This window comes from Cetobacterium sp. ZWU0022 (assembly GCF_000800875.1).
Classification (GTDB): Bacteria; Fusobacteriota; Fusobacteriia; order Fusobacteriales; family Fusobacteriaceae; genus Cetobacterium_A.
Genome location: NZ_JRJZ01000084.1, coordinates 49,662 through 70,297 on the forward strand (window position 1 = coordinate 49,662; position 20,636 = coordinate 70,297).

Annotated in this window: 16 protein-coding genes; 11 read left to right on the plus strand and 5 right to left on the minus strand. The window is 30.7% G+C overall.

The features are described 5' to 3' along the window. Nucleotides 1-36: 36 nt before the first annotated feature. From mgtE to L988_RS07155, 3 genes are all read right to left on the minus strand, one after another. Complete coding sequence (gene mgtE / locus L988_RS07145; protein ID WP_047382934.1) at nt 37-1,389, minus strand: magnesium transporter; 1,353 nt, start codon at nt 1,387-1,389, stop codon at nt 37-39. A gap of 246 nt (nt 1,390-1,635) precedes the next feature. Next, nucleotides 1,636-1,836 carry a cold-shock protein gene (locus L988_RS07150; protein WP_047382936.1) on the minus strand — a complete coding sequence of 67 codons (201 nt, stop codon included), beginning with the start codon at nt 1,834-1,836 and terminating at the stop codon, nt 1,636-1,638. A 182-nt stretch (nt 1,837-2,018) separates the two neighbouring features. Then, nucleotides 2,019-2,648, minus strand: a complete 630-nt coding sequence (locus L988_RS07155; RefSeq protein ID WP_047382937.1) for a polysaccharide deacetylase family protein — start codon at nt 2,646-2,648, stop codon at nt 2,019-2,021. Between the two features lie 180 nt (nt 2,649-2,828). Between L988_RS07155 and glgB the strand changes: the two genes are divergently transcribed. The 9 genes from glgB to L988_RS07200 all read left to right on the plus strand — a co-directional run bounded on the left by glgB (nt 2,829) and on the right by L988_RS07200 (nt 15,261). Further along, the gene (glgB, locus tag L988_RS07160; protein ID WP_052191743.1) at nt 2,829-4,709 is read left to right on the plus strand and encodes a 1,4-alpha-glucan branching protein GlgB; all 1,881 of its coding nucleotides are present in this window, start codon (nt 2,829-2,831) and stop codon (nt 4,707-4,709) included. A 3-nt stretch (nt 4,710-4,712) separates the two neighbouring features. Continuing rightward, nucleotides 4,713-5,831 carry a glucose-1-phosphate adenylyltransferase gene (locus tag L988_RS07165; protein WP_047382939.1) on the plus strand — a complete coding sequence of 373 codons (1,119 nt, stop codon included), beginning with the start codon at nt 4,713-4,715 and terminating at the stop codon, nt 5,829-5,831. Next, nucleotides 5,831-6,922 (plus strand): glucose-1-phosphate adenylyltransferase subunit GlgD, encoded by a 1,092-nt coding sequence (gene glgD, locus L988_RS07170; protein WP_047382940.1) that lies wholly within the window; start codon nt 5,831-5,833, stop codon nt 6,920-6,922. The genes L988_RS07165 and glgD overlap by 1 nt, the downstream gene beginning before the upstream one ends. A gap of 21 nt (nt 6,923-6,943) precedes the next feature. Next, nucleotides 6,944-8,386 (plus strand): glycogen synthase GlgA, encoded by a 1,443-nt coding sequence (gene glgA, locus L988_RS07175; RefSeq protein ID WP_197053953.1) that lies wholly within the window; start codon nt 6,944-6,946, stop codon nt 8,384-8,386. After that, on the plus strand, nt 8,383-10,815 hold the full coding sequence (locus tag L988_RS07180) for a glycogen/starch/alpha-glucan phosphorylase (protein ID WP_047382942.1): 2,433 nt from the start codon (nt 8,383-8,385) through the stop codon (nt 10,813-10,815). Before glgA ends, L988_RS07180 begins: the two co-directional genes overlap by 4 nt. Next, the gene (locus L988_RS07185) at nt 10,808-12,745 is read left to right on the plus strand and encodes a glycoside hydrolase family 13 protein (RefSeq protein WP_052191744.1); all 1,938 of its coding nucleotides are present in this window, start codon (nt 10,808-10,810) and stop codon (nt 12,743-12,745) included. Before L988_RS07180 ends, L988_RS07185 begins: the two co-directional genes overlap by 8 nt. A 384-nt stretch (nt 12,746-13,129) precedes the next feature. Next, nucleotides 13,130-13,792, plus strand: coding sequence for an amino acid ABC transporter permease (locus L988_RS07190; protein WP_047382944.1), 663 nt, complete (start codon nt 13,130-13,132; stop codon nt 13,790-13,792). Beyond that, nucleotides 13,789-14,517, plus strand: coding sequence for an amino acid ABC transporter ATP-binding protein (locus tag L988_RS07195; protein ID WP_047382946.1), 729 nt, complete (start codon nt 13,789-13,791; stop codon nt 14,515-14,517). The genes L988_RS07190 and L988_RS07195 overlap by 4 nt, the downstream gene beginning before the upstream one ends. 24 nt (nt 14,518-14,541) lie before the next feature. Next, nucleotides 14,542-15,261, plus strand: coding sequence for a basic amino acid ABC transporter substrate-binding protein (locus L988_RS07200; protein ID WP_047382947.1), 720 nt, complete (start codon nt 14,542-14,544; stop codon nt 15,259-15,261). Between the two features lie 38 nt (nt 15,262-15,299). Here L988_RS07200 and L988_RS07205 read toward each other — a convergent pair whose 3' ends face one another. Together L988_RS07205 and L988_RS07210 are read right to left on the minus strand one after the other, a co-directional pair. Then, nucleotides 15,300-18,062: an EAL domain-containing protein gene (locus L988_RS07205; RefSeq protein ID WP_047382950.1), complete on the minus strand. Its 2,763-nt coding sequence runs from the start codon at nt 18,060-18,062 to the stop codon at nt 15,300-15,302. 76 nt (nt 18,063-18,138) lie between these two features. Beyond that, on the minus strand, nt 18,139-18,777 hold the full coding sequence (locus L988_RS07210) for a carbonic anhydrase (protein ID WP_047382952.1): 639 nt from the start codon (nt 18,775-18,777) through the stop codon (nt 18,139-18,141). Nucleotides 18,778-18,975: 198 nt separating this feature from the next. Between L988_RS07210 and L988_RS07215 the strand changes: the two genes are divergently transcribed. Both L988_RS07215 and L988_RS07220 read left to right on the plus strand, forming a co-directional pair. Then, on the plus strand, nt 18,976-19,614 hold the full coding sequence (locus tag L988_RS07215) for a bifunctional 2-keto-4-hydroxyglutarate aldolase/2-keto-3-deoxy-6-phosphogluconate aldolase (protein WP_047382953.1): 639 nt from the start codon (nt 18,976-18,978) through the stop codon (nt 19,612-19,614). A 2-nt stretch (nt 19,615-19,616) separates the two neighbouring features. Further along, nucleotides 19,617-20,606 carry a sugar kinase gene (locus L988_RS07220; RefSeq protein ID WP_047382954.1) on the plus strand — a complete coding sequence of 330 codons (990 nt, stop codon included), beginning with the start codon at nt 19,617-19,619 and terminating at the stop codon, nt 20,604-20,606. The last annotated feature ends 30 nt before the right edge of the window (nt 20,607-20,636 follow it).

Below are 20,636 nucleotides of genomic sequence, written 5' to 3' on the forward strand. Positions count from 1 at the left end.
ATTTTTATTATTTTGTCAATATTTAATTTATTTTTTTTATCTCAATACATCACTATAAAGTGTCATCGCTAAATAGAAGTAAATAACTAATGCTAATGCATCTACAATTGTCGTTACTAGAGGTCCTGCCATTATCGCTGGATCTAAGTTTAACTTTTTAGCACCTATTGGTAAAAGTCCACCTACAAGTTTTGCTATAACTACAGTTACACCTAAAGTTACTGAAACTAGTAGTGACATTTTCAAATCTTGCTTCAATATAAAATTCATCCGTAAGAAGTTCACTGCACCTAATCCTAAACCAACAATTAGACTAACTCTTAACTCCTTCCATACAACTTTTAAATAATCATTTATTTTTATCTCTCCTAAAGCCATTCCTCTTATAATAAGAGTTGATGATTGAGATCCTGCATTTCCACCCGTATCCATTAACATCGGAATTGCTGCTGCTAATACAACCATCTGCTCAATTATCTCTTCATATTTACTTATTATAGATCCTGTGAATGTAGCTGACACCATTAATACAAGTAACCAAGTTAAACGATTTTTAGCTAAATCAAATATTGGAGTTTCTAAATACTCCTCTTTACTCGGCGCCATTGCAGCCATCTTTTGGAAATCTTCTGTATTTTCCTCTTCTATTACATCAACCATATCATCGATTGTTATAATTCCTACTAAAATATTTTCTTTATCTATTACTGGTAAAACTGTCAAATCATATTTCTTAAACAAAGTAACTGCATTTTCTTGATTTGTCGATGTTTTTACAGATAAAACACTCTTATCCATAATATCTTCAATCATTTCATCATCATGAGATGATAACAGTTTTTTTAAGGTTATCTGTCCTTCTAATCTTTTATAGCTATCTATAACATAAGCTACATCTATCGTTTCAAGTTCTTCAGCGTATTTTCTAATATGTTTAATACTATCTTTTACAGTACAATTACTTTTCAAAGATAGATATTCTATAGTCATCAAACTTCCTGCTGAATCCTCCTCATAAGATAGGAATTGATTAATCAAAGAACGATTTTCATGCTTGTAGTTCTCAAGCACTCTTTTTACAACATTTGAAGGCATCTCCTCTAAAAAGTCAATCATATCATCGAAGTATAACTCTTCTAATAGTGATTGTAACTTATCATCATTTATTGAACTCACAATTTTAATTTGCTCATCGGTATCTAAATTTGCAAATACCTCTGCTGCAATATCCTTGTGTAACAATCTAAAAAGAATAATCATATCCTTTTCATTTTCATCGTTATTCTCAATAAATTCAGCAATATTAATCGGAGTTTCACAATTTAGAACCTCCTTTAAAGATTTTAAATCCTTTTTTAATAGAAGTTCTTTTACTTTTGTTTCAAACATCTTTCCTCCTTGTTTTTTGCAGAGGAAAAACGAAGAAAAATTCTAGACCTTTCCTCTACAAACGAATATTAAATTGTTATTTTTCACATTGCGTTTGGGATAACTGTCCATCTTTTTCTCTCCTTCGATTTATTTTGCTTGTATAGCCTATAAATTATACCTTTTATTAAATAAAAAGTAAATATTTTATATTTTTACAAAAAACAAAAAGACCTTAGAACTAAATTCTAAGGTCCTTAAATATCATTACTTTACAGTTACGATGTTAGAAGCTTGAGGTCCTCTGTCACCTTGAACTACGTCAAAAGTAACTTCTTCTCCTTCTACTAACTTCTTGAATCCATCTTTCTTGATTTGAGAGAAGTGTGCGAATACATCTTTCCCGTCCTCACCAGTGATAAATCCGAATCCTTTTTCTTCGTTGAACCATTTAACTGTACCTTTCATTTGATACCTCCATAATTATTTTTTATAATTCTACAAATCTTAATCTTTAAATCAGAGGTTAAACAAACTCAAGTTACCAATGGTTTCTCTTCTAAAAATTTTAAAACTCATATTATTAATCTAGTATTATTATACTACGTTTCTATCAAAAAGTAAATGTTTTTATTTTTTATCTTTCTCATTTATCTTTTATATAGTTCATCAATCGTTACAAACTCATACCCATTACGCTTTAATATAGGAATCGCAATTTTTAGAGCTTCGCCTGTTTTTTCATAGTCATGAAGTAAAATAACTCCTTTATCCCTTGCATTTTCTACTAAAAACTTTGCGATATATTCTGAATCAAATTTTTTCTCCCAATCTTGAGGACAAATATTCCACATAACAGAGATCATTCCTAGATTTTTTCTCACTTCCTCTTTCTGCGATTTTGCGAGCGATCCATATGGAGGTCTAAAATATTTTACACTCTCACCTGTTGTTTTCTGTATAATTTTATTTGTATCCTCTAATTCTTTTTTTACATCTTCAATTGATATTTTTTTAAAATTTGGATGATTATATGAGTGATTGGCTATCTGATGTCCATCGTTATAAATCTTTTTTAAAATTTCCGGATACCTCTTTCCATTTACACCCACAATAAAAAATGTCCCTTTTGCCTCGTTCTCTTTTAAGACGTCCAATATTTGTTCTGTAACCTTAATCTTAGGTCCATCATCAAAAGTCAACGCTATTCTTTTCATATCCACACTTTGAGACAAAGCTGAAACCCCAATAAAATACAGAGCTATTAAATACTTTCTCATTATTTATCCCCCCCATTTTTTTCTAAAAAAACTATACCACAATTGCTATTTTTTATATAGTTTTTTTATTTTTTTATTTTTCAATTTTTGAAAAAAAGTTTTATTTTTTTTCAGAAAACATATATCTTTTTGCAAAAGAATGTATTATAATAGATTCAATTTAAAAAGGGGGGGATTTCTATGGATTATACTCTTTATAAAAAATTCGGAGCTCATATAAAAAAAATAAATGGAGCAACTGGAGTTCTCTTTACTTTATGGGCACCAAATGCAACTAAGGTCTCAGTTGTAGGTACTTTTAACGATTGGAATGGGAAAAAAAACTATATGACAAAAGATGATAAAACTGGAGTCTGGTCTCTTTTTATTCCTTATTTAAAAGAAGGAACAATCTATAAGTATATGATTGCCGATAGCAATAAAAAAATCTTTTTAAAAAGTGACCCTTTTGCTTTTTATTCTGAAGTTAGACCTAATACTGCTTCTATTGTCTATAACCCATTCAAAGACTTCGATTGGGAGGATAGCGAATGGTTAAATAAAAGAGCCAAAGAGAATATATACAAAAAACCAATTAGTATATATGAACTTCATCTTGGTTCTTGGAAAAGAAACTACAATCGTGGGGATGGACCTGAAGATGGTCGAGAGTTTCTAAATTATCGAGAGATTGCAGAAAAACTTGTTCCTTATATTTTGGAAACAGGTTTTACACATATTGAAATAATGCCTCTTACCGAGCATCCATTAGATGCCTCTTGGGGCTATCAAGGAGTTGGATACTTTTCTATTACAAGTAGATACGGTACTCCTGAAGACTTTAAACATCTAGTTAACGAATGTCATAAAGCTGGAATTGGGGTAATTCTAGACTGGGTCCCTGGACATTTCTGTAAAGATGCCCATGGATTATATAGATTCGATGGAACACCTCTTTTTGAGTATGATCACAATATTTTGGGGGAAAATCCTATTTGGGGAACTGCTAACTTTGACTTTACTAAACCCTTTGTAAAAAACTTTTTATTATCAAGTGCAACATTTTTATTCGAACATTTTCATATTGATGGAATTAGAGCTGATGCTGTCTCAAATCTTTTATACTTAGAGTATGCCCGTGAAAAAACTGGCCTAAAAAATGCTCTTGGTGGAGACGCTAAGCTAGAAGCTATTGATTTTTTAAGAACACTCAACGAAACAATTTTCAAACTCTACAAAAACCCATTAATGATTGCTGAAGAGGCTACCTCTTGGCCACTAGTTACCGCCCCAAGCTACAAGGGTGGACTTGGATTTAACTATAAATGGAATATGGGCTGGATGAATGATATGCTTAGATACATGTCTTATTCACCTTGTGAAAGAGATAAACATCACAACCTTTTAACTTTTTCACTTATGTATTCTTTTAGCGAAAACTATGTATTAGCTTTATCTCATGATGAAGTTGTTCATGGAAAAAAATCACTCCTTGATAAGATGAGTGGTGATTACATTCAAAAATTTGATTCTCTTAGAATGTTTTATGGCTTTATGATAGGTCACCCTGGAAAAAAACTTCTTTTCATGGGTGGAGAATTCGGACAATTTATTGAATGGAGATACTATGACGAACTCGAATGGAAACTTTTAAAATATCCACAACACGATTCTGTTAAAACTTATATCAGTAAATTAAATGAATTTTACAAATCTGAACCTGCTCTTTGGGAAAAAGACTCTTCTTCTGATGGATTTGAATGGGTCAATCATAAAAACCATACACAAAAGCTCATCTCCTTTATTAGAAAAGGGGATAATCCAGATGATTTTATTTTAGTAATTTGTAACTTTACTAAAAATGAATATATCAATCATTCCATTGGAGTTCCTAGGATGGCTGAATACATGGAAGTTTTTAATAGCGATAAAGATATTTTCGGGGGAGGAAATCAAACAAATCCCAGTATAATTAAACCGATAAATAGAGAGTTGGATGAACAACCATTCTCTATTTCTATAAACATAGCTCCACTTTGTACACTATTTTTAAAACCAATATTTAAAAAAAGGGGGATTTAAACTATGAAAAAGAAAATGATTGCTATGATTTTAGCTGGGGGGCAGGGAAGCAGACTTAAAAAGTTAACAAAAGATGTTGCTAAACCAGCTGTTCCATTTGGAGGAAAATACAGAATTATAGATTTTCCTTTAAGTAACTGTGTTAACTCTGGAATTGATACTGTTGGGGTTTTAGTTCAGTATAAACCATTCCTTTTAAACAGACATATTGGGGTTGGAAGCCCATGGGATTTGGATATTGAAGGAGCTGGAGTTAGTATTTTACCTCCTTATTCAACAGAATCTGAAAATCGTTGGTATAAGGGAACTGCTGATGCTATTTTCCAAAATGAAAACTATATTGATATGTATGATCCTGAGTATGTTCTTATCTTATCCGGAGATCATATCTATAAAATGGATTATGATAAAATGCTAGATTTCCATATCTCTAAAGGCGCAGGAGCTACTGTAGCTGTTATTGATGTTCCTATTGATGAAGCTTCTCGTTTTGGTATTATGAATACAACTGAAGCTGGTGAAATCTATGAGTTTGAAGAAAAACCCAAAGTTCCTAAAAGTACTTTAGCGAGCATGGGAATATATATATTCAGTTGGCCTCTTCTAAAGAAAGCTTTGAGAGAGGATCAATTAGATAAAAAATCTGATAAGGATTTTGGTAAAAATATAATTCCTAAACTTTTAAGCGAAGGACAAAAACTTATGGCTTATCCTTTTGCTGGATACTGGAAAGATGTTGGAACTATCGAAAGTTTATGGGCCTCAAACATGGACCTTTTAGATGCTTCACATCCGATTGATCTTTTTGATAGAAATTGGAGAATATACTCTCAAGCAACTAACAAGCCAGGTCATCTTTTAGAAGAGGATGCTGTTATTACAAACTCAATTATATCTGAAGGGTGTATTATTAAAGGAGAAGTTATAAATTCAGTTTTATCTGCCGAAGTCGTTGTAGAAGAAGGGGCTAAGGTTCATAATAGTGTCGTTTTAGCCGGAGCTGTAATAAAAAAAGATAGCTATATAAATAGAATTATTTTAGGCGAAAAAGCGATAACTGAAGAGGGTAAAAAATACGGAAGAAAAGATGAGATTCTATTTGTTACTGGGGGGGATGAATAATGTTATCAAACTATACTGGAATTATAACTGCTTTCGAAAGTAGAGAACTTTTAAAGGCTCTTACACAACATAGAGGAATCGCAACAGTTGCTATTGCTGGTAAGTATCGTGCTATCGATTTTCCTCTTTCATATATGAAAAATGCTGGTATTAAAAATATTCATGTACTTACAAATAAAAACTGTCGTTCTTTAAGAAATCATCTTGATGTTTCTAAATCTTGGGGATTAAATAGAAAAAATGGTGGTTTAACTATACATACTGGAGATTTTACAACTGATACAGAACTACTTATCGATAGTTTTGAAGATCTTTTAAATAGTAAAGATGGAATGGTTGTAATCGCGCCAACTTATATGGTAGCTAATATAGATTTAGACAAGGCAATTGAGTTTCACGAACTTTCTGACAGTGATATCACGGTTATATACAAAAATATTGCTGAACCAAACGAAAACTTTTTAGGATGTGATATCTTAGAGTTCAATGAGAAAAATTATCTAAATAGAGCGTTTGCAAACTATCTACCTAAGAAAAATCAAAATATATCTACAGAGATATTTTTAATAAAAAAATCTTTACTAATGTCTTTAATTCTATCGAAACCTAGTAGAGATTTATCGTTAAAAGATATTATTTATAGAAGTAAAAACAATTTAAAAATAATGGGATTTGAGCATAAAGAATATCTTTCTTGTCTTAACTCGCTAGCTAACTACTTTAGAACTAATATGGATTTAATTAACTCTGCTACTTTAAAAGAGCTGTTCTTCAATGAAAATAGACCTATTTTTAGTAAGGTAAAAGATTCAATCCCTACTCACTATCTAAGTGAATCAATTGTTAAGAACTCTATTATTTCAAACGAATGTTTTATAGAGGGAACTGTTGTCAATAGTATCCTTTCTAGATATGTAAATGTTGAAAAAGGTGCTGTTGTTGAAAATTCTATAATTCTTCAAAATTGTACTATAAAATCTGGTACTCATTTGAAAAATGTTATTGTTGATAAAAACGTTGTTTTAGAGAATACAGATTTAGAAGGTAATCCTTTCTATCCTCTTGTTATTCAAAAAAAATATAAGTTTTAATCTGCAAAAGGAGGAAAGAATATGAAAAATATAAATCTACTTTTTGCTACTTCGGAAGCTGATCCATTTTTAAAAGTTGGTGGGCTTGGGGATGTGTCTCTTGCACTCCCTAAAGCCCTTAAAAAAGTTGGTGTTAATGCTAAAGTTATACTTCCTAAAAATGGAAATATCCCTAAAGAGTTCGTCGAAAAAATGGACTTTTTAGGTTCTTTTACAGTTCCTGTTGGTTGGAGAAATCAATACGCTGGACTCTTCCATTTGGAATATGATGGTGTTGATTTCTACTTTCTAGATAATGAATATTATTTCAAAAGACACGTGCCATATGGACACTATGATGATGGTGAGATTTTCTCTTTTTATTGTAGAGGAGTTTTAGAAGCTATTAAATATATCCCTAACTTTATCCCTGATGTTATTCACTGTAACGATTGGCATACAGGAATGATTCCAGTATTACTAAAAGCTTTCTACAGTGAAAATGAACTATTAAAAGATACAAAAACTGTTTTTACTATACATAATTTGAAATATCAAGGTATCTTCTCTAAAGATATTTTAGGAGAACTTTTAGGACTTGATTTCTCATACTATTCAGAGGATAAACTTAAATTTTATGATGGGGTCTCATTCATGAAAGGTGGACTTATATACTCTGACCTAGTTACAACTGTAAGTGAAAACTATTCTAAAGAGATCACATACCCTTTCTATGGTGAGAAGCTAAACGGCCTTATTGTTGAACTTGGAAGTAAAGTTCACGGTATTGTTAATGGTATTGATTACTCGCTTTATGATCCTAGAAAAGATGATAAACTTTATGAGAAATTTGGCCTTACTAATTTAAAAAAGAAAATTGTAAATAAAACTGAACTACAAAAAAGATTGGGATTACCTGTAAATGAAAATGTCTTTATGGTTGGCTTAGTTTCTCGTTTAGTTAGCCAAAAAGGTCTTGATCTTATAAAATGGGTTATGGATGATATCTTAAATATCAATCTACAATTTGTAGTTCTTGGAACTGGTGACACACAATACCAAGATCTATTTAATTACTATTCATATACTCATCCTGAAAAATTATCTGCTAATATAACTTTCAGTGATGAGTTAGCTAGAAAAATTTATGGAGCTTGTGATCTCTTTTTAATGCCATCTCTTTTTGAACCTTGTGGTATTGGTCAACTTATTGCAATGAGATATGGAACGATACCTTTAGTTAGAGAAACAGGTGGTCTTAAAGATACAGTTTCTAATTTTAATCCAGCAACACTTGGTGGTACTGGTTTTGTTTTCCAAAACTATAATGCTCACGATATGCTATTTAAAATGGAATATGCTGCCAAAATTTTCTATGAAGATAAAAAATCATGGACAGCTCTAATGAGATCAGCTATGAAGTATAACTCAGAATGGAAGGAATCTGCTAAAAAATACAAAGCACTTTATGGAGGTCTTTTATGAATTTAAATAAAAACCAATTTAAAGAGGATTATAAAAAAAGACTTATACTTACCTTTGCTCAAACACCTACAGAGGCTTCACCTGAACACAAATACTTAGCTCTAGGAAAACTTATCAGAGATTATCTATCTGAAACTTGGGCTGAAACTAACGCTTATTATACTAAAAAAGAGGTTAAACAGATTTATTACTTCTCTATGGAATTTTTGATTGGAAGACTTTTAAACACATATCTCTTAAATTTAGATATTAGAGAAACTGTCGAAGATGGTCTTAAGGATTTAGGCATTGATTTAAATGAGCTTCTTGCTCTTGAACCAGACCCAGCTCTTGGAAACGGGGGACTTGGAAGACTTGCAGCTTGTTTCATGGATTCTTTGGCTTCATTAGGATTTCCTGGTCACGGATGTGGTATTAGATTTAAGCATGGACTTTTCACTCAAAAAATTGTAAATGGTTATCAGAAAGAGCTTTTAAATAACTGGTTAAAAGAGGATTTTCTTTGGGAGATTAAAAAACCAGAAAAAAGTGTCATCGTAAAATTTGGTGGAAATGTTATTCTTACTAAAACACATGAAGGGCTTGAACCTATCTACTCTGGATGTGAAGAAATTGTAGCTGTTCCTTATGATATGCCTATACTTGGCTCTAACAAAGAGATTGTTAATACTTTAAGACTTTTTAGTGCTGAGCTTCCAGATGAAGATATTGATTTGAGCGGACTTCAAAAAGGTGATTATCAAAAATATATAGATAAAAAATATGCTGTTGAAGCTATATCACAAGTTCTTTATCCAGATGATTCAAGTTTTAGTGGAAAACTTCTTCGTTTAAAACAGGAATATTTCTTTGTGAGTGCTGGACTTCAAACAATTTTAAGAAGATATAAAGAGATGAAACAACCTATTCATAGATTCCCTGATTTTATTGGAGTACATATAAATGATACACATCCAGCAATCGCTGTTGCTGAACTTATGAGATTACTACTTGATGAAGAAGGATTAGATTGGGACACAGCTTGGGACATAACGGTTAAAACTCTTGCTTATACAAATCATACTATCCTAGCAGAAGCAATGGAAAAATGGCCATATGACATGTTCAAAAAAACTGTTCCTAGAATCCTTATGATTATAGAAGAGATTGATAGACGTTTCTGTGAAGAGGTATCTAAAAAATATGATGGTGATTCTAATAAAATCAACTCTATGAAAATAATAAATTATGGTGAAGTTAGAATGGCGAACCTAGCTATAATTGGTTCTCACTCTATAAATGGAGTTGCTAAAATACATACAGAGATCTTAAAAAATCGTGAATTGAGAGATTTCTATCTTCTTTATCCTGAAAAATTTAATAATAAAACAAATGGAATCACTCATAGAAGATGGTTAAAAAATGCAAATCCTGAGCTCTATAAATTGGTAACTGAAAATAGTGGTCCTGAGTGTATTGAAGACACTAATAAATTTATCAATTTTTTAAAGTGTATAAATGATGATGAAGTTTTAGAAAAATTAGATAAAATAAAGCTGAAAAATAAAGAAGAGGTTGTCAAATTTGTTAAAAGAAATTATAACGTTGATATCAATCCGTTTTCTATTTTTGATGTTCAAATAAAAAGATTACATGGGTATAAAAGACAACTACTAAATATTTTCCATATTATATATCTATATAATAAATTAAAAGAAAACCCTGAACTAGATATTGTTCCTAGAACATTTTTCTTTGGAGCTAAAGCAGCACCCTCATATTATTTGGCTAAAAATATCATAAAACTTATAACTTCAGTGGCTCAGGTTGTAAATAATGATTCTAGTATCAGAAATAAAATTAAAGTTGTTTTCCTTGAAAACTACGGTGTCTCTATTGCTGAGCTTATAATCCCTGCAGGAGATGTCAGTGAGCAGATATCTACAGCTTCTAAGGAAGCCTCTGGAACTGGAAATATGAAATTTATGATGAATGGTGCAATCACTTTAGCCACTTTAGATGGTGCTAACGTAGAGATTTACGATGAGGTTGGTGACGATAATATGGTCATCTTTGGACTTACTTCAACTGAAGTTATGGATTTAGAGAAAACTCACAGCTACAACTTTAGAGAGTATCTTGATTCAAATCCAACGCTACAAAAAATCATAGGGCAACTAAAAGATGGAACTTTCTCTCAAAACCATGATGAATTTAAAGATATTTTAAACCATATCTTTGGTGAAGGAGACCCTTATTTTGTGCTTAAAGATTTTTCAGCATACGTTAAAGCTCAAGAGCAAATAAATGCTCTCTATGAAAATAAAAAAGGATGGCTTCAAATGTCTCTTGTCAATATAGCTCATTCTGGTAAATTTTCTTCTGATAACAGCATCAACAAATATGCCGAAGACATCTGGCATATTAAGAGGGTGAAAAGAGATGAATAGTCTTTCATATTCTTTACCTAAAGATTCTATAATTTTTAATTCTCAAGATGAAAAATTTAAATCACCTTTTGGTGCTACTCCCTCTGGAGAAAAAGTTGCATTTAAAATCTTAACAGATACTTCTATAAATTGTTTAGAGGTATCCCTAATTTTAAAAAATGATACAGAATCTCAATTTGAATTTTCTCAAACTGAGATTGAAAAAATTGGAGACCGAGACTATAAAGTCTGGTCTCTTAATTTTATAACTCCTAGTGTCGCTAAAACAATTTTTTATCATTTCAAACTAAAAATTGGAAACGATAATACAATTTTTTATTACGGAAATAACCCTTTGGCTCTTGGAGGTATTGGAGAGATTTATGAAACCTCTCCTCTTGATTATCAAATAACTCTTTTTTATAAAAATAATCCTTCTCCAAACTGGTTTAAAGAGAGTATAGCTTACCAAATTTTTCCAGATAGATTTTTTAATGGAAATCGTGATGGAAAAATTAACTCTCCTAAAGATAATAGTTTTATATATGCTAAATGGAGTGATACTCCTATGTATATAAAAAATAGTAAAAATGAAATTGCTCGTTGGGATTTTTTTGGAGGAAATCTAAAAGGTGTCACTCAAAAAGTAAATTATTTAAAAAGCTTAAATGTTGGTTCTCTTTATCTTAATCCAATATTTGAAGCTACTAGTAACCACAGATACGATACAAATAATTATCATCAAATAGATCCTATTCTTGGAACTTTTAAAGATTTCAAAGAGATGATAAAAGAGTGTAAAAAAAATGGAATCTATACTATTTTAGATGGAGTTTTCAATCATACTGGTAAAAATAGTTTATATTTTAAAGAGGCCACAAAATCGATATCCTCTCCTTTTTATCCTTGGTACAGATTTCATAACTATCCATTTGATTATGACTCTTGGTGGGGAATAAAGGATCTTCCCTGTGTGAATGAGTTAGAACCTAGTTTTTTTAAATATATTGTTCAGGGAGAAAATAGCGTTTTAAGCCATTGGATGAAAACTGGAATTAAAGGCTGGAGACTTGATGTTGCAGATGAACTTCCTAGTTTTTTTATTGAAAGTTTTAGATACAAATGTAAAAGTATTGATTCAGAGGCTGTCATTATTGGTGAGGTTTGGGAAGATGCTAGCAATAAGATTAGCTACGGTCAAAGACGAGAGTATTTTAATGGAAAGCAACTAGACTCTGTTATGAACTACCCACTTAGAACCTATCTTTTAAATTTTTACAATGGTTCTATTGATAGTGAGACTCTATGCAAATATATGAACTCTTTAAAAGAAAATTACCCTAGAGAGAATTACTACTCACTTTATAACCTTTTAGGAAGTCACGATGTTAAAAGGATTAAGACCTCTGTCAAAGAAATTGTTAAAAATTATAGTATTGATCCTAAATATTATAATCCCGCTACTACTAGAATGTTAAAATCTTTAAGCTTAATTCAATTTACCCTTCCTGGAGTTCCTGTTATATATTATGGAGATGAAGTTGGATTAGAAGGAGAAAAGGATCCTGACAATAGAAGAACCTATCCTTGGGGAAATGAGGATAAAGATCTTTTAAAATGGTATCGAAAAATCTCTCTTTTAAGAGATGGATCGAAAGTTTTAAAAGAGGGTGAGATTAAATTTTTCTCACCTCATCCTGACGTTTTTGCTTATGTCAGATTTTTTCCAAATAGCAAAGATTTTATTGGAGTTATAAGTAATAGAAATCCTTATAAATCAAAAATTTTTAAATTAAATTTAAAGGAATTTCTGGGACAGTTTAGTAATAATATTACGACTGACATATATCGTTGGAATGACCCCCTAATCATTCCAACGGATTCATCTACTAATTTCCCAATAAAAATCCCCCCACTAAAGACTCTTTTATTCAGCAGTAAAAGGGTCTGACAAAAGAGCTGAGCACCCCCCCGCTCAGCTTTTTTCCTGAGGGTATATGTGATTGTTTTCTCATAGGTATTTTCAGGAAAAAATTTTCTAAAAAAAAAAGTTTGACAAAATAATTTTCATAGTTTATAATCAATCAAACTTTAGTAGTTAAGAATATTTTAAAGGGGGTCAGGTCATGTTATTCAGAAAAAATAGGAATAGGGTACAAAATAATAAGCAACTCTATATTCTGTTATATTCTTGGTAATTTTGATGCTGACCATCCATTTTCATTTATATATGGTTTTCTTTTTGAAATTATTTATCTTTGTATTTAAAGGTCTGAGAGTATAGTATACTTTTAGACTTTTTTTATATATTAAAATACTAATAAAGGAGATTTTTATGGGAGATTACTTAGCTGTACTTAAAACAATTTTTATCGATGGTTACAGATACCAGTATGTTCTACAAGGTTTAACATTCTCTGTTGGTGTAACTGCCTTTTCAGCCATTTTTGGTGTTATTCTAGGAGTTTTTATCGCACTTTTAAGATTATCAAAATTTAAAATAATCGCAATTTGTTATATTGATTTAATTAGAGGAACTCCTGCAGTTGTTCAACTTCTAATTCTTGCTAATATTGTTTTTGCTGGTTTCCGTGATATACCAATTTTCTTAGTAGCTGGTATTGCATTTGGAATAAACTCTAGTGCTTATGTTGCTGAAATTATCAGAGCTGGTATTGAAGGACTTGATAAAGGCCAAATGGAAGCGTCTCGTGCTTTAGGAATGAGCTATCCTATCGCTATGAAGGAGGTTATTATTCCTCAAGCTATCAGAAAAATTTTACCTGCATTAGTTAGTGAATTTATAACACTTTTAAAAGAAACTTCTATTGTTGGTTTCATTGGTGGAGTTGATCTTTTAAGATCTGCAAATATTATAACTTCTCAAACTTACAGAGGAGTAGAACCACTACTACTAGTTGGATTTATATACCTTATTTTAGTTGGAATATTTACAAAAATTATGAGAGGCGTTGAAAAGGGGTTGAATAAAGCATGATAAAAGTGGATGATCTATTTAAAAGTTTTGGCGATTTAGAAGTTTTAAAAGGAGTTTCAGTTCATATCAATAAAGGTGAGGTTGTTGCAGTTATCGGTCCATCTGGAAGTGGAAAATCAACGTTTTTAAGATGTCTTAATCGTTTAGAAGAGCCTACTCTTGGCCACATATATATAAGTGGAGAGGATATTATGCATCCAAGCACTAATATCAATGCTATGAGAGCTAAGGTTGGAATGGTGTTTCAGCATTTCAATCTATTTCCACATAAAACAGTTTTAGAAAATCTTACTCTTGCACCTTTAAAAGTAAAAGGAATGAGAAAAGAGGATGTCGAAGAAAAAGCTCTTCTTCTTCTAAAAAAAGTTGGATTAAAAGATAAAGCTTTAGCTTATCCAGAGCAACTTTCTGGAGGACAAAAACAAAGAATAGCTATTGCACGAGCTCTTTGTATGGATCCTGAAGTTATTCTTTTCGATGAACCTACTTCGGCTTTAGACCCTGAAATGATTCGTGAAGTTCTTGATGTTATGAGAGATTTAGCTAAGGATGGAATGACTATGGTTGTTGTTACTCACGAAATGGGGTTTGCTAGAAAAGTAGCAGACAGAGTTTTATTTATGGATGGAGGTTCAATTTTAGAGGATACAACTCCAGAAGAACTCTTCGAAGGAGTAAATCATTCAAGAGCAAAAGAGTTTATAGAAAAAGTTTTAAATCATTAATATATTTTATACTAGGAGGAGATTATGAAAAAGATTTCAAAAAAGTTGGTTTTATTTTTAATGTTAATTATGAGTTCTTTCAGTTTTGCTAAGGGGAAGCTTTATGTTGGAACAAATGCTGAGTTTCCACCTTTTGAATACCTTGATAAAGGAGAAGTTGTTGGATTTGATATCGATCTTGTTAAAGCCATTGGAGAAAAAATTGGAATGGATATTGTTATCAAAGACATGTCTTTTGACGGACTTATTCCGGCTTTAGAGATGAACAAAATTGATATTGTTATTGCAGGAATGACTGCAAATGAAGAAAGAAAGAAAACTGTTAATTTCTCAGAGCCATACTATACAGCAAACCAAGTTATAATTCTAAATGAATCTAACGAAGACATTAAAACTTTTGATGACTTAAATGGAAAATTAGTTGGAGTAGTTCTTGGATTCACTGGAGATGTTGTTGTAAGTGAGATGAAAGAGGTTAAAAGTAAAAAATATAATGCATCTTACGCTGCTATAATGGAGCTACAAAGTAAAAAAATTGATGCTATAGTTTTAGATTCAGAAACAGCTTTAAACTATGTGAAGCACAATAAAGCTCTAAAGCTAGCTCAAACTGCTGGTGAAGCAGAGGAATATGCAATCGCTATATCAAAGAAAAATGTTGATCTTTTAGAAAAAATAAACAAAGCTTTAGAAGAGATTAAAGCCGATGGAACTTATGATTCACTATTAAAAAAACATATGTAAAAAAATCCCCCTCTAGATATTTTCTAGAGGGGATATTTTTAATTATAAAAATCTTTTGTTGGTTTTCCTAAATAAAATCCTTGCCCATAATCTACTCCATTATCTCTTAAAAATTCCAACTCACTTTCTTTTTCAATTCCTTCAGAAACTATTTTAAGATTCAAACTCTTCATCATTTTTATAAGCCCTATATAGATTGCTTTTCCTTTTTTCTCATCCTCAATCATTGACAATATTAAAGATCTATCAAACTTAACTGTATCAACAGGAAGAGTTGCTAAAAGACCAGTTGTTGAATAACCAGCGGTAAAATCATCTATTGATACTTTAATATTTTTATTTTTTAAAGAATTTAATTTACCTATTATGTCTTTAATATCACTTATAAACATGCTCTCAGTTATTTCTATCTCTAAATATTTTCCATCAATATTATATTTTTGCAAAAGATTTTCTATATAAGAAACAATATCATCCCGCCTAAAGGTTTCTGGTGAAACATTAAAAGATATCCTAAAATCTTTGATATATATATTTCTATCTAAAATACTTCTAATTTTTTTTACTGCCTCTTCAGCTATTTTATAATCTATTTTAGACACTAAATTTATCTCTTCTGCAAGCGATATAAATTCCACTGGTGAAACAAAACCTAATTCTGAATTCTCCCATCTAGCTAATGCCTCTGCACCCTCTAAAGTATTCGTTTTTAAGTTAAATTTAGGTTGATAAACCGCAAAAAATTCAGTTTCTATTGCCAACTCTAAATTTTTCTTTATCGACTCTTTTCTTTCAATCGTTTTTATAAAATCATTAGTAGCTTCTTTATACCACAGACATCTATTCTTTTTTACAAAATACATCGCCAAATCGGCATTTTTAAATGCCTCCTTAAGTGATATTTTTTCATTCTTGATATAGTATCCCAAACTAAAACTAACACCTAGTCTTCTAAGTAATCTTGAACTTTTAAATGCCTCTTTTAAATTCCATAGTTTTTCTTCTATTTCATATCTCTCATATGAATATATGTAAAATTCATCTCCAGAAATTCTAAACACCTTATCTTTAGAAAAAATACTTTCTAAACATTTACTAGCTTCTACAATTACTTCATCACCCAAATTATGACCATATAAATCATTTATTTTTTTAAAATTATTTAAATCTAAAACTAAAATACTCCCCTCTATATTATTATTCTTATCGCAAAATTCATTGAATACTCTTCTACTTAAAAGACCTGTCAAATCATCCTTTAATAACTCCTTATTTTTATTTTCCTCTTTCATCAATCGATAACTTTGAATGAAAATTATTACAACAGTAAAAATTACAATACCTAAAATTTGACTATATCTTTTTCTTTCTAACTCTAATTTTTCTAGATTCTCTTTTCTACTTTCAAACTTTGCTTTTTCAACTATTTTTTCTTTAAACAATAAATTATCAATAGCCTTATCTAAAATATCCCTCAAGACAACATTTCTTTTCTTTAATCCTATATTCACAGGTACTGCCTCTAATACCTCTATTATATATTTACCAACCTCAAAGTTTTCAGGATTTATAATCACAATTGAGTATATCTTATGAGTTTCAAAATCTCTTATCATTTTATTATAATTATCATAAGTTATGATATCCTCTTCTAGATAATATCTTTTCAATATCTCTTCCTGTCTACTATCTTTTATTACACCAACTCGTTTTTTACCATCAGGCGGTTCTTTTAAACAGTTAACTTTATAGATAACTAAATCAAATAATTTTTTTGTAAATATATAATCTTTTTCTCTTTCTTTAGTTTTCGAAAGTACAATTATATCTAATTTTTCATCTTTAAATCGATTAAAAATACTGCTCCATTCCTCTTTTGGCTTACTTTTGTCATCTAAAATGATATTCATTCTCTCAAATAAAGTTCTCAATACAGCAGGAACTGCTCCCTCATATCTACCTTTTTTCGAAGAGAAATAACTTGTTTCTCCAAGTTCCTCGTATGCAATATTTATCTCTTTTAAATTTTTAAGATACGTTTTTTCTGCAATACTTAAAGAGTTCTCAAAATTCTTTTTAAATTTTTTACATTGTCTAGTTTCAAACCATTTTTCAATCCTCTCAGAATATCTCTCTTTTAATGCGTTATTTATTATTGGAATTAAATCTTTATATTCATTTATAACTGCAATTGAACTCCCTGGAACATTTCCTATTAATAACTTATTTTTTTCTACTGAATCATTTAAATGAGACTCTAATATAAACTCATCACCATAATGAATAATATCATCTACAAAAACTTTCTCAACATTCAAATCATTATTGTCTATAATGATATCTAAAAATTCTGCATAAACCGAACCTTCAACAATAAAAATTTTGCTATTCTCTAAATCTTTTATATTATTAAGTGGTTTACTTTTAGATGTTATACATAAATATTCATCATATACTTTTGTTGAAAATGACGCAAAACTTTGCCTTTCTGAGGTTTGAGTAAAATTTGTTAAAATCTGAATTTTGCCCTCTTCAAAATCAGATATTATATCTCTCCAGTCTTTTAATTGCATCTCTATATTCAAGCCTAAATAATTTTTTAACAAATCATAAATAATGTCATTGAAACTTTCACCATTTATTTTCTCAGCTGTAAAAGAATATGGTTTATCTCCTAAAATTAAAGTTTCTTTTCTATATCTTTCTAACACCTCTAGTTCCGAATTGTTTTTTGGTATATACACATCTTTTGAAAATATAAAATTAAAACTAACTAAAAAAATTAGTAATATTTTTTTCATTTAACCTCCGTTAATTATAAAATCCTTTATTAACTACATTATATATGCAGAAAATAAAGGATTCCTTTAAAATTTTCTAAATTTCATACTCTTTCGGGATAATCCCTTTCATTTTCCAATCTTCAAAAGGAATCTCCATCTCTTTTATCTTTCCATTTCTAATATCTAAGATCCACCCATGAATTTTTGGATATTTCCCTGTTTCAATTCTATTTCTTATCACTGAAAGTTCAAATATATGCTTTAATTGCTCTAATACATTTAACTCTGTAAGTCTATCTAATCTATCTTGCTCATTCTCAAGACTTTCTAACTCCTCTTTATGTTCAACCTCTATCTTTTTTATTGGCATCAACCAACTTGAAATTATAGAAGAGTGTCTACATTTATCATGAGCTGTTTTTATTCCTCCACATTCATAATGACCCGAAACAATTATATGTTCAACTTCTAACTGTTCTACTGCGTATTCTAATGTCGCTAAAAAATTCATATCATTTGAAAAAACTTGATTCGCTATATTTCTATGAATAAAGAAACTCCCAGGCTCACTCTGTGTGAATGTATCTATCGGCATTCTGCTATCTGAACATCCTATATATAAAAATGGGGGATTTTGCCCTTTTGAAAGATTATTAAAATAATCCTTATCTAAATCTAGTTTTTTTTCAACCCATTCTAAATTCTCTCTTAATAAATCGTTATAGTTTTGCATTATTTCCTCCTCAAATAAAATAGAGTCTTATTTTATATTTTACTATATTTTCCACTATATTTCTACTTTATTAGTGGTTTTTTTTGACCAGTTCCATATGTGGAACATTTTTATAAAACTAATATTGTTTATTTATTGCTTTTTTTATAAAATTTGCTTGTTGAATGAACGAAACGAATTCTGAGGAGGTTTCAAATTATGTTAAAAAAACACGAAATTATAGATAGAATTATTAGTACTGGAGTAGTTGCTGTTGTTAGAGCTGAAAATCTAGATGAAGCCAAGCGTATTTCTAACGCTTGTATCGCTGGTGGAGTTAATGCAATAGAAGTTACTTACACTGTTCCTGGAGCAACTGAAGTTATCAGAGAACTTTCTAAAGAGTTCCCTGGAGATGACTTTATTATAGGAGCTGGAACTGTACTTGATAGCGAAACTGCTAGACTTGCTATATTAGCTGGAGCAAAATATATTGTTTCTCCAGGATTTGATGTAGAAACTGCTAAACTTTGTAACAGATACGCTATCCCTTATATGCCTGGATGCATGACTATAACTGAAATGCTTAAAGCTATGGAGTTAGGTTGTGACATTATAAAACTTTTCCCTGGAAGTGCCTTTGGACCAGACTTTATAAAAGCTGTAAAGGCACCTCTACCTCAAGCAAACATAATGCCTACAGGTGGAGTGTCAATAGACAATGTTGACCAATGGATAAAAAATGGAGTAGTTGCTGTTGGTGTTGGTGGTAAATTAGCTACTGGACCAAGTGACGAGATCACTGCTGCTGCTAAAGCTTTCGTTGAGAAAGTTAAAAAGGTTAGAGAGGAGATCTAATTATGAGTAAAATAGTAACTCTTGGAGAGATAATGTTACGTCTTTCTACAGAAAACAACAATAGATTTGTACAAAGTAATACTTTCAGAGCCGATTATGGTGGGGGAGAAGCTAACGTTGCTGTTTCATTAGCTAACTTTGGAATTGAATCTGAGTATGTTACTAAGTTGCCAAACAATCCACTTTCTGATTCAATATTCAGATATTTAAAAGCTAACAATGTAGCTACTGAAAATATAGTTTTAGGTGGAGAAAGACTTGGAACTTACTACCTAGAGGTTGGAACAAGTGTAAGAGCTTCATCTGTAATCTATGATAGAAAATACTCATCATTCTCTACTTTAGATTATACTGAACTTCAAATTGAAAATATTTTAAAAGATTGTAAGATTTTACATCTTTCAGGAATCACTCCTGCTCTTTCAGATAGTTGTAAAGAGTTAATGGATAAAATCATGATAAAAGCAAAAGAGATGGGAGTTTTAATCAGTTTTGATTTCAACTACAGAGGAAAGCTTTGGACTTTAGATGAAGCTGCTCCGGTTTTAACTAGCTACTTGCCATATGTAGATATCTGTTTTGCTGGAGTTTTAGATGCTAAAAACATTATGAAACTGGGAGATCATTTAGATTTAACAGAGTATTATAGAGAAATCACAAAAAACTTCCCTAACATTAAGTTTTTGCTTTCGACAAAGCGTGAGACTCACTCGGTTAATGAGAACTCTTTAACTGGTTTCGTTTTTAAAGATGGTGAGCTTGTAAGCTCACCTAGATATACCTTCCAAATCGTTGACAGAGTTGGTGGAGGAGATGCCTTCGCTGCTGGTGCACTATTTGGAATCTACAACAACCTATCACCTAAGGAGATTGTAGATTTTGCAACTGCTGCTTCTGTATATAAGCATACTGTAAGAGGAGATGCAAACCTAGTTTCAAAAGATGAGATTTATAACATCATCAACAATGGTATTTCAACTGTTTCTAGATAATATATAAAAAAGGTAAGGATACTCACCCCT

Coding starts and splice junctions, on each gene's coding strand:
- mgtE (WP_047382934.1), bottom strand. CDS start 1,389: ATGTTTGAAACAAAAGTAAAAGAACTTCTATTAAAAAAGGATTTAAAA.
- L988_RS07150 (WP_047382936.1), bottom strand. CDS start 1,836: ATGAAAGGTACAGTTAAATGGTTCAACGAAGAAAAAGGATTCGGATTT.
- L988_RS07155 (WP_047382937.1), bottom strand. CDS start 2,648: ATGAGAAAGTATTTAATAGCTCTGTATTTTATTGGGGTTTCAGCTTTG.
- glgB (WP_052191743.1), top strand. CDS start 2,829: ATGGATTATACTCTTTATAAAAAATTCGGAGCTCATATAAAAAAAATA.
- L988_RS07165 (WP_047382939.1), top strand. CDS start 4,713: ATGAAAAAGAAAATGATTGCTATGATTTTAGCTGGGGGGCAGGGAAGC.
- glgD (WP_047382940.1), top strand. CDS start 5,831: ATGTTATCAAACTATACTGGAATTATAACTGCTTTCGAAAGTAGAGAA.
- glgA (WP_197053953.1), top strand. CDS start 6,944: ATGAAAAATATAAATCTACTTTTTGCTACTTCGGAAGCTGATCCATTT.
- L988_RS07180 (WP_047382942.1), top strand. CDS start 8,383: ATGAATTTAAATAAAAACCAATTTAAAGAGGATTATAAAAAAAGACTT.
- L988_RS07185 (WP_052191744.1), top strand. CDS start 10,808: ATGAATAGTCTTTCATATTCTTTACCTAAAGATTCTATAATTTTTAAT.
- L988_RS07190 (WP_047382944.1), top strand. CDS start 13,130: ATGGGAGATTACTTAGCTGTACTTAAAACAATTTTTATCGATGGTTAC.
- L988_RS07195 (WP_047382946.1), top strand. CDS start 13,789: ATGATAAAAGTGGATGATCTATTTAAAAGTTTTGGCGATTTAGAAGTT.
- L988_RS07200 (WP_047382947.1), top strand. CDS start 14,542: ATGAAAAAGATTTCAAAAAAGTTGGTTTTATTTTTAATGTTAATTATG.
- L988_RS07205 (WP_047382950.1), bottom strand. CDS start 18,062: ATGAAAAAAATATTACTAATTTTTTTAGTTAGTTTTAATTTTATATTT.
- L988_RS07210 (WP_047382952.1), bottom strand. CDS start 18,777: ATGCAAAACTATAACGATTTATTAAGAGAGAATTTAGAATGGGTTGAA.
- L988_RS07215 (WP_047382953.1), top strand. CDS start 18,976: ATGTTAAAAAAACACGAAATTATAGATAGAATTATTAGTACTGGAGTA.
- L988_RS07220 (WP_047382954.1), top strand. CDS start 19,617: ATGAGTAAAATAGTAACTCTTGGAGAGATAATGTTACGTCTTTCTACA.